Origin of the sequence: Paraburkholderia gardini (assembly GCF_907164575.1) — a bacterium.
GTDB classification, from domain to species: domain Bacteria; phylum Pseudomonadota; class Gammaproteobacteria; order Burkholderiales; family Burkholderiaceae; genus Paraburkholderia; species Paraburkholderia gardini.
In genome coordinates, this window is sequence record NZ_CAJQYY010000032.1 from 50,408 (window position 1) to 68,684 (window position 18,277).

12 protein-coding genes and 1 riboswitch are annotated in these 18,277 nt (G+C 64.8%); of the genes, 5 read left to right on the forward strand and 7 right to left on the reverse strand.

What is annotated here, in order from left to right:
* Window position 1: 1 nt before the first annotated feature.
* From LPA34_RS23060 to LPA34_RS23070, 3 genes are all read right to left on the reverse strand, one after another.
* On the reverse strand, window positions 2–634 hold the full coding sequence (locus LPA34_RS23060; protein WP_228982609.1) for a LysE family translocator: 633 nt from the start codon (window positions 632–634) through the stop codon (window positions 2–4).
* Window positions 635–683: 49 nt separating this feature from the next.
* Window positions 684–798: riboswitch (ZMP/ZTP riboswitch) on the reverse strand.
* Between the two features lie 75 nt (window positions 799–873).
* Window positions 874–2,028: an epoxide hydrolase family protein gene (locus LPA34_RS23065; RefSeq protein WP_228982611.1), complete on the reverse strand. Its 1,155-nt coding sequence runs from the start codon at window positions 2,026–2,028 to the stop codon at window positions 874–876.
* A 27-nt stretch (window positions 2,029–2,055) separates the two neighbouring features.
* Window positions 2,056–2,376, reverse strand: coding sequence for a superinfection immunity protein (locus tag LPA34_RS23070; protein WP_228982612.1), 321 nt, complete (start codon window positions 2,374–2,376; stop codon window positions 2,056–2,058).
* A 153-nt stretch (window positions 2,377–2,529) separates the two neighbouring features.
* Between LPA34_RS23070 and LPA34_RS23075 the strand changes: the two genes are divergently transcribed.
* Window positions 2,530–3,996, forward strand: coding sequence for a M20 family metallopeptidase (locus LPA34_RS23075; protein ID WP_228982613.1), 1,467 nt, complete (start codon window positions 2,530–2,532; stop codon window positions 3,994–3,996).
* Between the two features lie 87 nt (window positions 3,997–4,083).
* Entirely contained in the window at window positions 4,084–5,160 is a 1,077-nt protein-coding gene (locus LPA34_RS23080) for a malate/lactate/ureidoglycolate dehydrogenase (protein ID WP_228982614.1), read from the forward strand.
* A gap of 194 nt (window positions 5,161–5,354) precedes the next feature.
* Here the strand turns inward: LPA34_RS23080 and LPA34_RS23085 are convergent, their stop codons facing one another.
* On the reverse strand, window positions 5,355–5,540 hold the full coding sequence (locus tag LPA34_RS23085; RefSeq protein ID WP_228982615.1) for a hypothetical protein: 186 nt from the start codon (window positions 5,538–5,540) through the stop codon (window positions 5,355–5,357).
* 120 nt (window positions 5,541–5,660) lie between these two features.
* Between LPA34_RS23085 and LPA34_RS23090 the strand changes: the two genes are divergently transcribed.
* Entirely contained in the window at window positions 5,661–6,548 is an 888-nt protein-coding gene (locus LPA34_RS23090; protein ID WP_228982617.1) for a crotonase/enoyl-CoA hydratase family protein, read from the forward strand.
* A 108-nt stretch (window positions 6,549–6,656) separates the two neighbouring features.
* Here the strand turns inward: LPA34_RS23090 and pdeR are convergent, their stop codons facing one another.
* The 3 genes from pdeR to LPA34_RS23105 form a co-directional block, all read right to left on the reverse strand.
* Window positions 6,657–8,660, reverse strand: coding sequence for a cyclic di-GMP phosphodiesterase (gene pdeR / locus LPA34_RS23095; RefSeq protein WP_228982632.1), 2,004 nt, complete (start codon window positions 8,658–8,660; stop codon window positions 6,657–6,659).
* A 230-nt stretch (window positions 8,661–8,890) separates the two neighbouring features.
* Complete coding sequence (locus tag LPA34_RS23100; protein ID WP_228982620.1) at window positions 8,891–13,396, reverse strand: DEAD/DEAH box helicase; 4,506 nt, start codon at window positions 13,394–13,396, stop codon at window positions 8,891–8,893.
* 199 nt (window positions 13,397–13,595) lie between these two features.
* A complete protein-coding gene (locus LPA34_RS23105; protein WP_228982622.1) occupies window positions 13,596–16,646 on the reverse strand; it encodes an autotransporter family protein in 3,051 nt (1,016 codons plus the stop codon).
* Between LPA34_RS23105 and LPA34_RS23110 the strand changes: the two genes are divergently transcribed.
* Both LPA34_RS23110 and LPA34_RS23115 read left to right on the forward strand, forming a co-directional pair.
* On the forward strand, window positions 16,645–16,893 hold the full coding sequence (locus LPA34_RS23110; RefSeq protein WP_228982624.1) for a hypothetical protein: 249 nt from the start codon (window positions 16,645–16,647) through the stop codon (window positions 16,891–16,893). The genes LPA34_RS23105 and LPA34_RS23110 overlap by 2 nt on opposite strands.
* 259 nt (window positions 16,894–17,152) lie before the next feature.
* Window positions 17,153–18,211, forward strand: coding sequence for an aldo/keto reductase (locus tag LPA34_RS23115; RefSeq protein ID WP_228982627.1), 1,059 nt, complete (start codon window positions 17,153–17,155; stop codon window positions 18,209–18,211).
* The last annotated feature ends 66 nt before the right edge of the window (window positions 18,212–18,277 follow it).

The following is an 18,277-nucleotide window of genomic DNA, read 5'->3' on the forward strand; positions in this document are numbered from 1 at the left end:
GCTAGCGACGCGCCTCGGTCGCCATTTTCACGGCGAGCCCGGTGAGCACCGTCCCCATCAGCCAGCGCTGAACGACAATCCACGCCGGACGTTTCGCGAGGAACACCGCGATCGATCCCGCCATGATTGCGACGATCGCATTGATACTCAGGCTCATCATGATCTGCACCGAGCCGAGTGTCAGCGATTGCGCGAGCACGCTGCCGTGCTGCGGATCGATGAACTGCGGCAGCAGCGACAGATACAGCACGGCGATTTTCGGATTCAGCATGTTCGTGACGAAGCCCATCGCGAAGAGTTTGCGGGGCCCGTCAGCGGGAAGATCGCGCACCTGGAACGGCGAGCGGCCACCCGGTTTCACGGCCTGCCACGCGAGCCACAGCAGATAGAGCGCACCGCCGAAGCGCAGCGCGTCGTACGCGAACGGCACCGCGAGCAGCAGCGCGGTAATACCAAGTGCCGCGGACAGCATGTAAAACACGAAGCCGAGCGCGACGCCGCCAAGTGAAATCAGGCCCGCCGTGCGGCCCTGGCAGATGGACCGCGAGATCAGGTAGAGCATGTTCGGGCCGGGCGTGAGCGCCATCCCGAGGGAGACGAGTCCGAAGGCCAGGAGACTGGAAAGATGCGGCATTGCATGGCTCCGTGAAAAGTTATCGGTAGCGGAGTGATCCACAACGATCAGGCAATGCCCAGGCGCGCGGCTAGAACGAGAGCGCACGTAACGACATCACCGTGCTCACGGTCCGCGTTTCCCGATGGTGTCTCCATCTTTCAGCGCCAGTCGCGCGGACCACGGCATTATTTCACGTGTGAACGAATCGCGCGAGAAGCGGCGCGCAACAGAAGCATCGCGCGGTGCCCGGCACGCTGTCAGCGCCGCAGCGGCCTGAAAAACCGGCGGATCTCCCCGGCCAGCAGCGCGGGCTGCTCCATCGCGGCGAAGTGCCCGCCGCGCGGCATGTCGGCCCATTGCGTGAGATCGAACACGCGTTCGATCCACGATTGCGGCGGCCGGCTGATTTCCCTGGGAAAGCGCGCAAAGCCAAGCGGCGGACGCACCCGTTCTCCGTGCGTGAAACGCAGCGGCTTCAGGCGCATCTCCCAGTAAAAGCGCATCGACGACGCGATCGTCTGCGTATACCAGTAGAGCGACAGGTTCGTCAGCAGCTCATCCCTGGAGAACACGCTTTCGATGTCGCCGTTGCAGTCGCTCCACGTGCGGAATTTTTCGACGATCCATGCGGCGAGCCCCGCAGGCGAATCGTTCAGCGAAGTGGCGAGCGTCTGCGGCTTCGTGCTGTGCACGTGCGCGTAGCCGCCTTCGAGCGCGGCCCACGTCGCCTTCGCGTCGAGGAAGGTCTGTTCGCGCGGTGTGATGGGCGGATCGCCGGCGGTAAGCGGGGGCTCGTATGAACCGGGCAGGTAATTCAGATGGATGCCGTCGACGTGTTGCGGATGCCGTAACGCAAGCGCAATCGAAACCGCCGCGCCGAGATCGCCACCCTGCGCGCCGAAGCGTTCATAGCCAAGCCCGTGCATCAGTCCGGCCCACAGGTCCGCCGTCGCGAATGCTGACGTGCCCGGTTTCGCCGGCCGCTCCGAAAAGCCGAAGCCGGGCAGCGAGGGCACTACGACGTCGAACGCATCGGCCGGGTCCGCGCCGACCGACGCCGGATCGCACAGATGCGGCAGCAGTTCCATGAACTCGATGAACGACCCCGGCCAGCCGTGTGTGAGCACGAGCGGATAGGGCCTCGGTCCGACGCCCCGCCGATGCACATAATGAATATTGAGGCCGCCCACCTGCGCGACGAACTGCGGCTCGCGGTTCAGGCGCTGCTCGGCGCCGCGCCAGTCGTAGCCTTTCGCCCAGTACTGCGCGAGTTCGCGCACATACGCAGGATCGACACCGAGCGCCCACGGCGAGCCGTCGTAGTGATCGGGCCAGCGCGTATGCTCCAGCCGCGCGCTGAGCGCGAGTACCTGCGTTTCGGGAATCGCAATGAGGAACGGTGTCGTTTCCATCCAGTCTCTCTGGTGAGTGTCGTGTGGCTACTTCATGGGCCGGTCGCGCGTCGCGGCGCGCGACGCGCGCATCCGTACACGCTCGACCAGTTGCTTCGAAAATCCGCGCATCGCCGCGCTACGCCGCGTCGCGACCACTTCACCGGCGACGTTGACGGGTGGATTCGGCTGCAGCGCCCAGTAGAGCGCGAGCCCCCAGCCGAACACCGTCCATCCGAGCACGGCGTTGAAGAGCGCGATCACGAGCACGTCGCGGCGCTTGCGACGGTCCGCGAGAATCGCCGGCAGGAAATAGACCGCAAGCGCGATCGCGGCTCCAATGGCCTGAACAATCAGGCTGACTCCCATGACGGCTCCTGGACGCGTGGCGTGTCTGGCGATTGTCGCGCGAACGCGGTGATCGTGCATCGCGCCTGTCGAACGGATGGCGCGCGTCATGAAGCGTTTCATGATCGTCGTGCGAGGACTATGATTGGCGTTTTGCACGCGCGGAGGGCCATCATGATTTCTGACGACACCACCCAGCAGGCTCAGCAGGTCGATCACCAGGCACTTCGGGAGTTCGTCGAGCGCAAATGGAACGACGAGATCGTGCCCGCGTTGACGGACTACATCGCGGTACCGGCCAAAAGCCCCGCGTTCGATCCGGACTGGGTCGGAAACGGCTATATCGAACGCGTCGTGACCGACGCCGCGCAATGGGCCGAACAGCAGCCGGTACGCGGTCTCACGCTGGAAATCGTGCGCCTGCCGGGCCGCACGCCGGTGATCTTCTTCGAAACAGCGGCGACGCGCTCAGGCAGCACCGAGACCATCGTGCTGTACGGTCACCTCGACAAACAGCCGGAATTCTCGGGCTGGCGCAACGACCTCGGCCCGTGGACGCCGAAACTCGAGGACGGCAAGCTGTACGGCCGCGGCGGCGCCGACGACGGCTACGCGATCTACGCAAGCCTGACCGCGCTGGCAGCGCTCGATGCGCAGGGTGTCGAGCGTTCGCGTTGCGTCGGCATCATCGAAACCTGCGAGGAATCGGGCAGCTACGATCTGCTGCCGTACGTCGATGCGCTTCGCGAGCGACTCGGCAAGGTCGGACTCGTGGTCTGCCTCGATTCGGGTGCGGGCAATTACGACCAGTTGTGGCTGACCACGTCGCTGCGCGGTCTCGTCGCGGGCGACCTGGAAGTGCAGGTGCTCGACGAAGGCATTCATTCGGGCGGCTATGGCGGCATCACGCCATCGAGCTTTCGCATCATGCGCCAGCTGTTCGAACGTCTCGAAGACGCGTCGACCGGCAATCTGCTGCCGAAGGGTTTTCATTGCGCGATTCCGGCTGGGCGGCTGCGCGAAGCGCAAGCCACCGCGCGGATTCTCGGCGACGACGTATGGAAGAAGATCCCATGGGCCTGCGGCCAGGATGGCCGTCAGGTACTGCCCACCACGACCGATCCGCAGGAAGCACTGCTGAATTCGACGTGGCGTCCGTCGCTCTCGGTGACGGGCGCGGCCGGCCTGCCTTCGCTTGCCGATGCGGGCAACGTGCTGCGCCCGCGCACGGCATTCAAGCTGTCGCTGCGGTTGCCGCCGCTCATCGACGCCGCGCAGGCCGTGACCACCCTGAAGGCGTTGTTCGAATTCGATCCGCCGTACAACGCGAAGGTCACGTTCAGGCCGGATCAGGGTGCGGCCACCGGCTGGAGCGCGCCGGACCTCGCGCCGTGGCTCGCGTCCGCGCTCAATGGCGCATCGCAGCAGCACTACGGCGCGGACTGCGCGTACATCGGGCAGGGCGGCACGATCCCGCTGATGAACGTGTTGAAGGAAGGCTTTCCGCAGTCGCAGTTCATGGTGTGCGGCGTGCTTGGCCCGAAATCCAACGCACACGGCCCGAACGAATTCCTGCACGTGCCGTATGCGAAGAAGCTGACGGCCACCGTCGCCGAAGTGATCGCGGCGGCCCCCGGATAACGTGCCAGCGATTTTTCAGGCCATCCAGACTATTCAGACCACTAACGGCGCAACGAGATGAACGCCCCGCACGCTACGAAACAACCGATGCCGCTGCGTATCGATGCCGCTCAACTGCACGCGTTCGTATGTGCGATCTGGGAGACGGCGGGCAGTGCGCCGCGCGAAGCCGCATTGGTCGCCGACCATCTGGTTGCGGCCAGCCTGACCGGGCACGATTCGCACGGCGTCGGCATGATTCCGCGTTACGTGGCGTCGATGCGCGATAACGAGCTCAAGCTGAACCTGCATGCGCAGGTCGTGCGCGACGCGGGCGCGGTCCTCACCGTCGAAGGTAACAGGGGCTTCGGCCAGGTCGTTGCGTTCGAGGCGATGGAACTCGGCGTCGCGCGCGCGAAAAAGCTGGGCGTCTGCGCAGTGGGGTTGCGCGGTGCGCATCACATCGGGCGCATCGGCCACTGGGCCGAACAGTGCGCCGCAGCCGGGCTGGTGTCGTTTCACTTTGTCAACGTGGCGGGCGATCCGCTTGTCGCACCGTTCGGCGGCACGGACCGGCGCATCGGCACGAATCCGTTTTGCGCTGCGTTCCCGCGCGCGGGCAAGCCGCCGCTCGTGCTCGACTTCGCCACCAGCGCGATCGCGTATGGCAAGGCGCGCGTGGCGTTCAACCAGGGCAAGGAGACGCCGCCGGGCTCGCTGATCGATCACGAAGGGCGTCCGAGCGTCGAACCCCGGGTGATGATGGAAGCGCCGTTCGGATCGCTGACGCCGATGGGCGGCCACAAGGGCTTTGGTCTTGCGGCGATGTGCGAGATATTCGGCGGCGCGCTGTCCGGCGGCTTTACCACGCACGCCGATACGCTCGGCACGACGAACGCGATCGTCAACTGCATGTTGTCGGTGATCCTCGACCCCAACGCGTTCGATGCGCCAAACGCCGAAGCAGAAGCGGACGCGTTCGTCGAATGGGTAAAAGCGTCGCCGCTCGCAGCCGGCACCGGGCGTATTTTCGTGCCGGGTGAGCCGGAACGTGCCACGCGCGACGAGCGTAGCGCCCAGGGTGTGCCGGTCGATCCGGCTACGTGGCAACAGATCCTCGATGCCGCGCGCGACGCCGGCATGCCGGCGTCCGACGTCGAGACGTGGGCGCAAAAACTCTACTGAACGCCACCGCGGGCACCGTCGGCTTTTGATGAAAGCGCAATCCGCCGGATTGCGCGGCCGGGCCGTCCGCTTCCCCGTCTATTCCCATATCTATAAAGCGCATTGTCTGCAATGAGGACAAACGCGTCTTTTTGCGTACCAATTCCTTAATTCGCCACATATTGTCGAAAAGCGGAATTTTTACCTATGCAAATTCAATAAAAAATGTGGGCCTTGCCACCATCATCTCGCTGAATTCTTTCAATCAGCTTTATTTCATCGCGCGTCTGGAAGTTTTCCTCCAGCGTGCCGCAGGCGTCGCCGAGGCGCCACGGTACGCGTGAAATCGTGTGCCGACGGGGCGGCTCAGTTCGACACGCATCCGTTTCTTCCTTTAGCAAGCATGAAATCCATATAGGGATTTGCCATGTTCTGTTCGCCCCCGCTCCCCACGGGATTCCGGTCTGTTTTAGGCTCCCATTGCTTTACCCGTATTTAAAATACCTGATGAGGACCAAAAAATGAATCTCCGTAACCATCACGCCTGCCGTCCTTTCCTGGAAGCTGGCAATCTGTCGCAAATTTCCGCCTACTACGAAGAAGGCCGCAACATCATGTGGATGATGTTGCGTGCTCAACCACGTCCGTGTTTCAACATTGAGCTGGTGCATGACATCCTGAGCCTCGCGCGTTCCGCGCGTGAGTCGAAGCTGCCGATCGACTTCTGGGTGACCGGCTCGCTGATTCCGTCGATATTCAACGTCGGCGGCGATCTCGACTTTTTTTCCGATGCGATCCGTACCGGCAAGCGCGAGGAGCTGTTGGCCTATGCGCGTTCCTGCGTCGATTGTGTGCATGCGGCGGCGCGCGGTTTCGACACCGGCGCGATCTCGATCGCGATGGTGGAGGGCACGGCGCTCGGCGGTGGCTTCGAGGCGGCGCTCGCACACCATTTCCTGCTCGCCCAGAACGACGCGCGCATGGGCTTCCCCGAAATCGCGTTCAATCTGTTCCCGGGCATGGGTGGCTATTCGCTCGTCGCGCGCAAGGCGGGCATGCGCCTTGCGGAGGAACTGATCGGTGTCGGCGAATCGCACACGGCGGAATGGCATTCGGCGCGCGGGCTCGTCGACCAGCTGTTCGAACCGGGCGAGGCATATATCGCCACGCGCACCTTCATCGATACGATGCGCCCGAAGCTGAACGGCATTCGCGCGATGATGCGGGCGCGTCAGCGTGTGCTGCAGCTCTCGCGAGCCGAGCTGATGGAGATCACGGAGGATTGGGTCGAGGCGGCGTTCACGATCGAGGAAAAGGATCTCGCGTTCATGGAACGTCTCGTGATGGTGCAGAACCGCCGCACGTCGAATCTGCGCGCGAGCCCGGCGCCAAGCGCGAACGTGGCGTAGTGCTCATCCCGTCAGCCATGGCCGCACCCGGACCCGAACCAGCACGGCCGGCAACAACAGAAAACGGTAACCGGTAATGGCAGTAGCAGTAAGCGCGACAGCAGGCTGTCAGGCGATGAGCCTGATTTTCTGTCTGTCGCGCAACCACGCCTCGAATTCCGCGACGGGCATCGGGCGGGCATAACGGAACCCCTGCACGTATTCGACGCCGAGCCCCTTCATGAAGACTTCTTCGGCTTCAGTTTCGATCCCTTCGGCGACCACTTTCAGTTCCAGTTCCTGCGCCACGGCCACCATCGAGCGCACCAGCGCCTGCGCCTTCTTGTCGGCGTCGATCGAGCGCACGAAACTGCGGTCGAGCTTGATCATGTCGAGCGGAATCCGGCCCAGTTGCGACAGCGACGAATAACCCGTGCCGAAATCGTCCAGATGCACCTGCGCGCCCAGTTCGCGGAATTGTGTGATCAGGTCGATCGCGGCGGCTTCGTCTTCGATCAGGCAACTTTCCGTCAGCTCCAGATCGACGAGACAGCTTTCGAGATCCGCGCGTTCGAGCGCTTCGCGGAAATGTCGCACCACGGCGGTATCCACCAGTTGCCGCGCCGAGACGTTGATCGCCACGCGCAGATCCAGCCCCTGCGCTTTCCACGCGGCCGCCTGCAGCGCCGCGGTCTGCATGACCCAGCGGCCGAGCGGTCCGATCAGGCCGGATTCCTCGGCATAACCGATGAACTCGTTTGGCTGGATCTGGCCGCGCTCCGGCGAATTCCAGCGCACCAGCGCCTCGACGCTCCTGACGACGCCCGTGGCGAGCTCCAGCTTCGGCTGGTAGAGCAGGGTGAGCTGGCCTTCCTCGAGGCCGCGCCGCAGGTTCGTATCGAGCCACATGTACTCGGCGACCTTGTGGTCCATCTCCGGAGAAAACACGCGGCAGGTGCGCTTGCCTTCGTCTTTCGCAACGTACATCGCGGTGTCGGCGGAGCGGATCACCGATTCGAGACTGTCGCCATGCTCCGGGCACAGCGCGATACCGATCGAGCAGCCCGTGTAGACCTCGACGAGCCCGAGGCTGAACGGCGTGCGCAACCGTTCGAGGATGCGCTGCGCGGTCGCTTCGAGTGCGGAGCGGGTCGCGTCGACCGCGAGCACGATGAATTCGTCGCCGCCGAGCCGCGCGAGCGTATCGCCCGCATCGAGGCAGCCGCGGATCGCCGACGACACGTCCTGGATCAGCCGGTCGCCGAACACATGTCCATAGTGGTCGTTGACCTTCTTGAAGTTGTCGAGATCGAGAAAAAGAATGCCGGTCGATTCGCCTTCCTTCGCGGATTCGATCGCCAGGCGGATGCGGTCCTGGATCGCGTTGCGGTTCGGCAGGCCCGTGAGCGAATCGGTATTGGCCAGCTCCGAAAGGCGTGCCTGGGCGCGGCGTTCCTCGGTGATGTCGGTGCCCGAGCAGATCAGGAACTGCTCGTCGACACCGCTGCCGCTTTTCACGAACTTGTTGCGAAACAGGAACAGACGCTCGCCGTGGACGGTTTTCACGAGCCGCTCGACTTCGTACGACACGCCGCGGTTGAAAAATCCGCTGATATTGAAGCTCGACGCCGCGCCATCCTCGGAAGACATGAAGAGCGCCCAGACGTTTTTGCCGATAACGTCTTCTTCCTTCATGCCGGACAGTTCTTCGCCGAGACGATTGAAGCGCTGGATGCGTCCCGCCTGGTCGAGAATCACGACGAGCGAATTGACTTCCGACACGACCTGTTCGGCAAACGACAGGCCATGCACCAGATCGCGCGCGACGGATTCGGTATCGGAATAGGCGGACGCCGTGCCGGCCCACGAGGAGCCGTTCAGCTTCCGGCCAACCAGATGCAGGCGCAACGGTTCGCCGAACAGACGAATATCGAGGATCAGGTTCGAGGTAATGCCGGTCAGGCGGCGGATCTGCGCGGCCTGCTGGACGGTGAGGGCGATGGCGACGTCGGCGGGGCCGGCTCCGGTTTCCGCGGTCAACTCCAGCGCGTTGCTGTCTTTCGACAGGCGCCAGCATGGGCTGGTCGTGCCGAAGTGTGCAAAAAGCACCTGATGATCCTGGTCGTCCTGCATTGAGTCCCCCGGACAGGCTCCGCCATCCGGCTCGTTATTCACGCTGGCGAGCGGTCGGGCGGCAAACGGTCTTCCGTCGAAGATTGGCTTCATTGTATCCAGGTGGCCGAATGACGGGGTTCGTAACGGGTTAACGACGCGCGAATCCCTTTTCTTTAACAGATTTGCAGGTTTAAAGCCAGGTATGGGGATGCGGCTGCGCGGCTTGAGGTGCGATGCGGTGCGCGGCACTAGCCGCGCTGTATCAGCGCAATTCGCATGCGATCGCGTGTTTGCGCGTCGAAATCGGCGAGATAGCCGAACGTACCCGCGACGAGCGTCGCCACCGGCACCCCATCGCGATACAGCAGACGGTTGCCGCTCACCGCAGGCACCTTGTCGCCTGGCAACAACGTACCGGCGAGATTCAGCGGATCGGTGCCCGATACGCAGATAAAAGCACCATCGTTCGCATGGCGGCGTATTTCGCGAAGCACGGGAATCGCTTCGGGCAGCGCGAACTGTTCGCCCGCGAGTCCGTTGACGAAACGCCCGCCGCGCACGAGTCCGCGCGCTTCGAGCTTTTGCAGCGTGCGCAGCAGTTCGCGCCATGGCGGCAGCCAGTCGGCCTCGCGTTCGAGCAGACGCCAGAACACGATGCCATAGCGGCACAGCAGCGTCATCGCGATATGTTCGAGCACCTCGGGATCGGTGGGCGGCGTGCGGCCTGGTGTGACAGCAACCCCTCCAGTGGGCTGCGTTACGCGCCGCCGCACCAGCGCCCAGCGACCCGCGTCGTCCATGCCGCCGATCAGCGCGCCCGCGCCGCGCGGACGGCGGCTACCGTAGTAGGCGTTGCGTTTCGCGACCGGTTTGAGCAGCGCGCGCAAACCCGCGAAGCTGTCGGAGTTCGCAAGACCGGCCGCGACCAGTTCGCCGAGCGCGTTTTCCAGTTCGATCTTGAGGCCATGGACGTCGTTTAACAGCTCGTCGAAGAACATCGCGCCGTGTTCCTTTAGCGCGTCGTACACGTGCTGCGCGCGCGCCGACAATGTCAGTGGCTTCGACGTATCGACGAGCGCGCTCCAGATGTTCATGTTCCGGCGCGGCAACAACACGACCGGCGTGCTGCGCACCGGCGCGCTCGCTACCTTCGTGCGTCCGGTCAGGCGCGTCCACACCACCTTGCCGGAACGGCACAGTTCGTCGAGCGCCGTGATCGAATAGTCCTTGAGACGCGCGGGCAGGATGTCTTCTTCCCACGCGCCGGCAGCGGCCTGGAATCCTTCGAGCTGATCGACCACCGCCGCCAGCGCGTCGCGTCCCTCGCCGCGCGTATCGGGTGTCAGGTGCTGCCACGCAAACAGAAAGCGCATGAAATCGTGCCGCTCCACCGGCTCGATTTCGCGACGCAGCCGCTTCACCGTATAGCGGTTGATACGCGCGAGCAGATGCCGTTCGCACCATTCTTCCTCGCTTGCGCCAGGCGTGAAACGGCCGCGCATCACGTAGCCTTCTGCTTCGAGCCGCACCAGCGCCTGGGCCACGCGCGATGCGGGCAACGCAAGCGGACCCGCGATCCGCGTGACGGGCAGCGGCCCCGATCCAGTCATGCGTGCGCGCACGACGTCGACGATGGCGTCGTCTTCAGTCCACGCTTCGGTATAGCCCCTCGGTGCCTTGAGCGCCGGATGAAGCGGCGCATCGGGATAGATCGCGCGCAGACACGTGAGGCGTTCGGCGGGCCACCATAACGCGTCGCCCTGATCCAGCGGCATGCGCGTCGCGCGTCCGCCCGCGGCGAGCGCATCGAGCCAGCCAGGCCAGCCCTCGTTGCGCTGTGCTTCCGCTTCGCCGATGCAGGCGAGACCCGTCAGCGCTTCATGCATTTCATCCACGTTGCGCGCTTCCGGCCACGCTTCACGACGCACGCTTTCGATCGCCTCGGGGTCGAGCGCGCCGAGATCGTCGGCGGATGCGGGATCGGTATATCGGCGGTTCAGCACGGCCTGGGTGCGGCGTTCCTCGAGCGGCGCATCGTCGAGAAAGGCGTAGGGCTTCGCCGTGAGAATTTCGGCGGCGAGCGGCGAGGGGGCCGGCAGATCGCGCGTGACGAGCGTCAACGTGCCCGCTTCGATACGTCGCAACAGCGCGAGCCAGCCATCGGTATCCATCGCTTCATGCAGACAGTCGTCGATGGTCTGCTCGACGAGCGGATGCGCGGGCACGTCGCGTTCACCGACGATGTTTTCGAGGCACGCGGCCTGGTCCGGAAACACGGCGGCGAGCAGATCGTCGCTGCGCATGCGCTGGATTTGCGGTGCCGTCTTGCGACCGCCGCTGTAGCGCGGCAACGCAAGGGCGGTCGTCGCGTTCCAGCGCCAGCGCACGCCGAAGAGCGGCGCGTCGAGCAGCGCCTGGATCAGCAGGTGTTCAGCGGTATTCGAATGCAGATAGCGCCACACATCATCGAGTACGAAACTGTGGCTGCCGGTCAGCGAAAGAATGATCGCGTCCTCGGTGGCGGCGGCCTGCAGTTCGAAATTGAACGTGCGGCAAAAGCGTTTGCGCAGCGCCAGACCCCACGCGCGATTCAGGCGGCTGCCAAACGGCGCATGAATGACAAGCTGCGTGCCACCCGATTCGTCGAAGAAGCGCTCCATCACGAGCGTATCCTGCGACGGCAAAACGCGTAACGCCGAGCGCGCCCGCGCGAGATATTCGACGATCTGCCGCGCGGCGGATTCATCGATGCCGACATGTCCGGTCAGCCAGTCGATCGCGTGGTCGATCCGCGGCGCGAGCGTCGCGGTTTCGGTTTCGGTTTCGGCTTCGGCTTCGGCGAGGACGATGCCATCGCCATCGCCATCGCTCGCCAACACACTGGTTGCGCGTGCAACGTCCGACGTTTCGGGTGTGGGTGCGAGGAGACGGTCGATCTCGCCGCGCAACCGCGCGACGCCCATCGACAGTTCGTCGCTACGCCCAGGCGCTTCGCCGAGCCAGAACGGAATGTTCGGCGACTGCCCGTGCGCATCCTCCACGCGCACGCGGCCGGTTTCGACGCGCAGGATGCGGTACGACGTATTGCCGAGCTGAAACACGTCGCCCGCGAGACTTTCAACCGCGAAGTCTTCGTTCACGGTGCCGATGTTGACGCCCTGCGGTTCGAGAATCACCGCGTAATCGGCGTTCTCGGGAATCGTGCCGCCTGACGTGACCGCGACGAGCCTGCTGCCGCGCCGGCCGCGCAGCATGCCGTTCACCGCGTCGCGATGGAGGTGCGCGCCGCGTGCGCCGTGACGCGTGGTATAGCCTTCGGCGAGCATGCGCAGCACGGCGTCGAACTGCTCGCGCGCGAGGGTTGCGTACGGCGCCGCGCGACGAAAGAGTTCGAAGAGCGCGTCTTCGCTCCATTCCTCGTTCGCGACTTCCGCGGTGATCTGTTGCGCCAGCACATCAAGCGGCGCGCGTGGGATGGTGAGCGTATCGAGTTCGCCGCGCCGCACGCAGTCGAGCAATGCCGCGCATTCGATCAGGTCGTCGCGCGAGGTGGGAAAGAGCCGCCCTTTAGGCATGCCGCCCACCTGGTGCCCCGAGCGGCCCACGCGCTGCAGAAACGGCGCGATGCCGCGCGGCGAACCCATCTGGCAGACCAGATCGACGTCGCCGATATCGATGCCGAGTTCGAGCGAAGCCGTCGCGATCAGCACGCGCAGGTCGCCGCGCTTCAGGCGCTGCTCCGCGTCGAACCGGTGTTCCTTCGCCATGCTGCCGTGATGCGCGGCCACCGCTTCCTTGCCGAGCCGCCCGGTCAGATGCCGCGCCGCGCGCTCCGCCATGCGTCGCGTGTTGACGAAGACGAGCGTCGTGCGATGCAGCGCGACGAGTTCCGCGAGACGGTCATAGACGCGTTCCCACACTTCGTTCGCCATCACCGCTTCGAGTTGCACCGGTGGCAGCTCCAGCGCGAGGTCGCGCGCGCGAACGTGACCGACGTCGATGATCGCGCAGTCGGCAGGCGCGGGGTCGTCGATCGCGGCGCCACCGGTCAGAAAGCGCGCGACCGCCATAACCGGCTTTTGCGTCGCGGAGAGGCCGATGCGCGGCAGACGCCGTCCGCACAACGCATCGAGCCGTTCGAGACTGAGCGAAAGATGGCTGCCACGCTTTCCGCCGGCAATCGCATGAATTTCGTCGACGATGACCGTGCGCGTCGTCGACAGCATGCGACGGCCTGAACCGGAACCGAGCAGCACGTAAAGCGATTCGGGCGTGGTGACGAGAATGTGCGGCGCGCGTTTGCGCAGCGCGGTGCGCTCCTGCTGCGTGGTGTCGCCGGTGCGCACGGCGGTACGGATATCGAGCGGGGGCAGGCCGAGCGCGGCCAGTTCGTTCGCGATGCCTTCGAGCGGCGTTTGCAGATTGATGCGGATATCGTTCGACAGCGCCTTTAGCGGCGACACATAGACGACGAGCGTTTCATCGGGCAGCTCGCCATTGTTCGCGATGCCTTCCCTGACGAGTTCGTCGATGGCCGACAGAAACGCGGTCAGCGTCTTGCCGGAACCGGTTGGCGCGGCGACGAGCGTCGAGCGGCCGCCGCGGATCTGCGGCCAGGCGGCCGCCTGGGCGTCGGTGGGCGCGGGGAACGTCTTGAGAAACCAGCTGGCGAGCGCCGGATGAAATCCTGCCAGCGCATCTGTTGCGAAAGAGCCAGGTGTCATGGAGCCGTAGGTAGGGGCGCGACGTGCCATTTCCAGAGGGCGGCGGGCACCGTCCGTTTCGGTGGTCGAACGGAAAGTCTGGCAGGTTTTCGCAACCCGTGCCAGCGCCGCGAAAACGGGTGCGGGTTGGGTATCGGCATCGTGCCCGAGAAAAAGCGGCTTATGCGCTGCCGTCTGGCTTCATCACGCGCGCAGGCAAACGCAACCGCGCAACCACACAACCACGCGCCTACCAGGCCCAGCGCACGCCTGCGTCGCCGAGCACGGTCCGTTGATGGGGGCCGCCGAGGTTGGTGAGCCAGCTTGCCGTCGCGAAGAGGCTTGCCGCCCGGCTGATCCTTGCGACCACGCCCGCGCCAATCTGCCCGGCGGTCTGCCCGACGGTCGTGCCGATCACGGTTGTGCCCGCGAACGTCGCCTTGTCGTCCGATCCGAACGAGCGCAGCACGTTCACGCGCAGCCACGGCTGCCAGTTCGCACCCATTGCATCGAAGTGCCCCTGCAGACGCACGCCGATCCGTCCAAGGAAGGTGTTGCCGTTGTTGAAGCTGACTGTGGAGATGCCGTCGTTCAGGTCGTTCACCGACAGGTGCTGCCAGATCAGCTGCGCCTGCGGTTCGACCGTCAGGCCTGTGGTGAGCGGAACCGGCAGCCCGCCTTCGAGCGATCCCGTCACCGCCGTGCCGTGTGTCGTCGCGCCCACGTTGTCGCGCGAGACCGGGGTCATCGTGAGCGAACTGCCCATCAGCACGGCGTCCGTGTACCAGCCGCCTGGTCCGATATGCGTCCAGTAGCCGCCGAGACTGTAAGCGTCGACCGAGAGATGCCCGGCGTCGAGATTCGGCGTGCCAAGCGCGAAACCCTCGACGTCGCCCGTGGCGCGCGCGAAGCCGGCGAACAGGCCGTAGTGGTTGCGATGACCGCTCGCGTTCGAGTCGGCGTAGAGATCGTGGCCCGCCTGCGCGCCGAAGACCGAACCGTCGAAACCGGGGCTGGCGGTGCCGTCCTCGCGAAAATCGCTGTGACCGCCCCAGACGCGTCCCCAGGCAGCCGGCACCGTGCCTGTCTCCGTGAGCAACGACTGCTCGCCTTCACGTTCGTGGAACGTGTCGACCTGCAGCACGCCGAGTTGCCGCGCGACGGCGGGCATGACCGCGTAGACCGGCACTTCGGGGCGATACAGCGGCACGGGATCCGATCCCGCCGGCGGCGGGGCGGGCAGCGGCGGTGTGCCCGCGGCCGCGACCGGTATGCCGGTGTCGCCGTCGGGTGCCGCGACCGAGGGGAGGGGCGCGACGGTATTGCGCAGATACCAGTTGTCGCTGGTGCCGCCCGTCACGCCGCCTTTCGCGAGAAAGTACGAATACGCGCCGGCCTTCACTGGCGCCGCAAGCGTGAAGGCGTCGGGCGTGGTGCTCGCGCCCTGCGCTGTCGAGACGATTTCGATGCCGTTCGCGACCGTCTGCGCACCGTTGCCGCCGACGTTCGTGACCTTCAGGCTGGTGGTCCCGCTCCCTGCGCCGCCATTCAGCACGAGCCTGTCCGAGGCGGCATTGTCGGATTCGACGACCGTGTTCAGCGCGACCACACCGCTCTGGCCGGTGTAGTTGCCGTTGACGACCAGCTGGTTGCCCACGCCGTTGCCGCCGATCTGCACGAGTCCCGCATTCACGAGCGATCCGTTGACCGTGAAGTTGCCGTTTGCAGCATCGGCAAAGGCGGGCAGTGCGTTCGCGACCGCGATGGTGCCGCTGTTCGAAACCGCGCCGGTGACGCTGCCATATCCGCCGAGCGTCGCGCCCGCCGCCACCGTTGTGTTGCCGCCGCCCGTCAGCGCCGCGCTGGCGTGCGCCGCGTCGCCCAGAGCGAGCGTGCCCGCCGCGACGTTCGTCGCGCCGCTGTAGGTGCTTGTGCCGTTCATCACGAGCGAACCGCTGCCGGCTTTCGTCAGGCCGCCTGCGCCGGTCACGGGCTGCGCGAGCGTCGACGAAAACGACTGCGTATCGATCGTGCCGCCACCGGCGTTCAATGTGATGGCGCGCGTGCCTGCGAGATCGAACGTCTGGGCCAGCTGCAACGTGCCGCCATCGAACGTCACACCGCCCGTGCCGGCGCCGAGTGCGTTGTCCGCGCCGACCGCGAGCGTGCCGCCGTCGATCAGGGTGCTGCCCGAATATGTGTTGCCGCCGGCTGCCGTGGGCGCGAGCGTCAATGTGCCCGCGCCGCTTTTCTCGACGACACCCGTGCCGCCGATCAGACCGGCGTAAGTGCCGGTAGCGCTCTGCGCGAAGCGCACGAACCCGTTGTCCGTCACGGTCAGGGGCAGGTTCTGCGAGGTTGCCTGCAATGTCGCGCCTGCGTCGACGAGTGCGCCCGTCGTGCTGCCGAGCGTGCCGGTCAGATTCAGCGTGCCGCTTTGCACACGCGCTGTCGTGAACGTGCCGGTGCCTGTCCAGTCCCATTGCGTGCCCTGCATCAGCAGTGTCTGGAAGTTCGTGAATGCGTTCGCGGCGGTGCCGGTTCCCTGCAGCGTCACCGTATTGCTGCCGGCACCGCCATCGGCGCTGCCGTTGATCACCGAGCCGGTTTGCAGGATCAGCGCGTTGCTGCCGTTGCCCATCGTGATCGCCGTGCCGACGCCGCTTTGCAGCAACCCCGCGTTGATGATCGTCGTGTTGCCGTTGAGCGTGTGGATAGCCGACCCGTTCTGGCTGATGATGCTGCCGCCCGCGCGGTTTTCGATCTGCGCCGTGAAGCTCGATCCAACTGTGTTGGAGAACACGGCGTCCGAGGCGCTGCCGCTCGCCGAGATCGTGCCGGTGTTGATCAGACTATCGTTGTTGCCCTGCATGTACGCGGCGGGGCTCCCGGCGCCCGTCGTCGAAAGCGTGCCGCTGTTGTTGATCAGCCCGCTGCCGCCGAGAATCGAAGCCGCCCGCGCGTTGCTGCCCGACGTCGATACGCTGCCTGTATTCACGATCGTGTTGTTCAACTGTCCTGAGTTCGTTTGCCCCCACGCCGCGGTCATGCCGTAGGCGTTGGGGCCGGCCGTCGTGATCCGTCCGTTGTTGGTCAGCGTGTTGCCGCTGCCATTGGCCGCCATGCCGTCGTTGAATGCCCCCGTCGTGCTGATGACGCCTGTCGCTGTATTCGTCAACTGGTTGTTGTTCGTGGCGCCCAGCAGTACCGCGCCACGCGCTGTACCGGTGCCGCCGCTGCCAGTCAGCGAGAAATTGCCGTTACTCGTGATCGTGCTGGCGTGATCGACGCTGAAACCCATGGCGGTCGCCGAGCGTACGAAGCTTGCGGCGGTGGTCGGATCGAGATTGATCGTAACGCCGGTGCTGGTGATTGGGGTGATGACGGAAGGCGTGTTGGCGCCGCTGCAGGTGACGGTGGTGTTGCTGGGTGGGGAAGTGGTCGAGCATGCCGCATCGGCATTGGGCTGGAAGATGATTTCGACAAGCATGACAACGCTGCCGACACCGATTTCAAACGATCGCTTCATTGATACGTCCTTCCGTTAAATGACAGCGGGGGCGGCATCAACCACGGGTTCAGTGAGTTATAGGTTTATTCCAGGAAAATTCAAAATCCGTTTAATAGCATGACGATTGAATGCCGGGCATGCCCGGTTCAATGTTCAGGTTTCCGGTTCAGACGCGGGTCAGACGCAATCGCGGCAGACTTTCCTGACCATAAGCTTTCAGCGCAATGGCCGTCATGAAGACTTTCGACGTGTGCAGTATTCTCATACGTTGCCTTCTTCACTCACGGAGCGTTGAGATGCGATACAACCAGATGGGCCGTACCGGCGTGTTCGTTTCCGAGCTGTGCCTGGGCACGATGACGTTTGGCGGCGGCGGGGGCATATGGAAACAGATTGGCGATCTGCAGCAGGCCGATGCCGAGCGTCTTGTAGGTCGCGCGCTCGATGCCGGCATCAATTTCATCGATACCGCCGACGTCTACTCAGAAGGTCTTTCCGAGCAGATCACCGGACAGGCGCTGAAGAATCTCAAGGTGCCGCGCGACAGTGTCGTCGTCGCGACGAAGGTGTTCGGGCAAACCGGCGAGTTTCCGAATGCGCGGGGTGCATCGCGGTTTCACATCATCGACGGCGTGAAGGCGAGCTTGAAGCGTCTGCAACTCGATCACGTCGACCTGTACCAGATCCACGGTTTCGATCCGGCTACGCCCGTCGAGGAAACCGTGCGCGCACTCGATACGCTCGTGCAGCATGGACACGTGCGTTACGTCGGCGTGTCGAACTGGGCTGCGTGGCAGATCGTGAAGGCGCTCGGTATCGCGGAACGTCTGGGCCTCGCGCGCTTCGAGACGCTGCAGGCGTATTACACGCTTGCCGGCCGCGATCTCGAGCGCGAACTGGTTCCGATGCTGCAAGGCGAAGGGCTCGGGCTCATGGTGTGGAGCCCGCTGGCGGGCGGCCTGCTGAGCGGCAAGTATGGGCGCGACCAGCCAGGCGAAGCAGGCAGCCGGCGCACGACGTTCGATTTTCCGCCAGTCAATCGGGACCGCGCGTTCGACTGCATCGACGCGATGCGTGGCATTGCAGAGGCCAAAGGCGTGTCGGTTGCGCAGATCGCGCTTGCGTGGCTGCTGCATCAGCGCGCGGTCACGACGGTGATTGTCGGCGCCAAAAAGATCGAGCAGCTTGACGACAACATCGCGGCGACGCAGGTCACGCTGTCCGCCGATGAACTGGCGAAGCTCGACGAAGTGAGCACACTGCCGTCGGAGTATCCCGGCTGGATGCTTGCGCGGCAGGGCGAGCAGCGTCGCGAACAGCTGGCGCAGTCGGGTACCGCCGTGCGGGCAAAATAAAAGCGGCGTTGCCTGCCGGATTGGTGGGCGGCGCCCCCGCGGGGGGGCCGCCCCCGCGCGGCCCCC

Excerpts from the sequence above, each read along its gene's own strand:
- LPA34_RS23060 (WP_228982609.1), bottom strand. The coding sequence starts at position 634 with ATGCCGCATCTTTCCAGTCTCCTGGCCTTCGGACTCGTCTCCCTCGGG.
- LPA34_RS23065 (WP_228982611.1), bottom strand. The coding sequence starts at position 2,028 with ATGGAAACGACACCGTTCCTCATTGCGATTCCCGAAACGCAGGTACTC.
- LPA34_RS23070 (WP_228982612.1), bottom strand. The coding sequence starts at position 2,376 with ATGGGAGTCAGCCTGATTGTTCAGGCCATTGGAGCCGCGATCGCGCTT.
- LPA34_RS23075 (WP_228982613.1), top strand. The coding sequence starts at position 2,530 with ATGATTTCTGACGACACCACCCAGCAGGCTCAGCAGGTCGATCACCAG.
- LPA34_RS23080 (WP_228982614.1), top strand. The coding sequence starts at position 4,084 with ATGCCGCTGCGTATCGATGCCGCTCAACTGCACGCGTTCGTATGTGCG.
- LPA34_RS23090 (WP_228982617.1), top strand. The coding sequence starts at position 5,661 with ATGAATCTCCGTAACCATCACGCCTGCCGTCCTTTCCTGGAAGCTGGC.
- pdeR (WP_228982632.1), bottom strand. The coding sequence starts at position 8,660 with ATGCAGGACGACCAGGATCATCAGGTGCTTTTTGCACACTTCGGCACG.
- LPA34_RS23100 (WP_228982620.1), bottom strand. The coding sequence starts at position 13,396 with ATGGCACGTCGCGCCCCTACCTACGGCTCCATGACACCTGGCTCTTTC.
- LPA34_RS23110 (WP_228982624.1), top strand. The coding sequence starts at position 16,645 with ATGGCGGTCGCCGAGCGTACGAAGCTTGCGGCGGTGGTCGGATCGAGA.
- LPA34_RS23105 (WP_228982622.1), bottom strand. The coding sequence starts at position 16,646 with ATGGGTTTCAGCGTCGATCACGCCAGCACGATCACGAGTAACGGCAAT.
- LPA34_RS23115 (WP_228982627.1), top strand. The coding sequence starts at position 17,153 with ATGCGATACAACCAGATGGGCCGTACCGGCGTGTTCGTTTCCGAGCTG.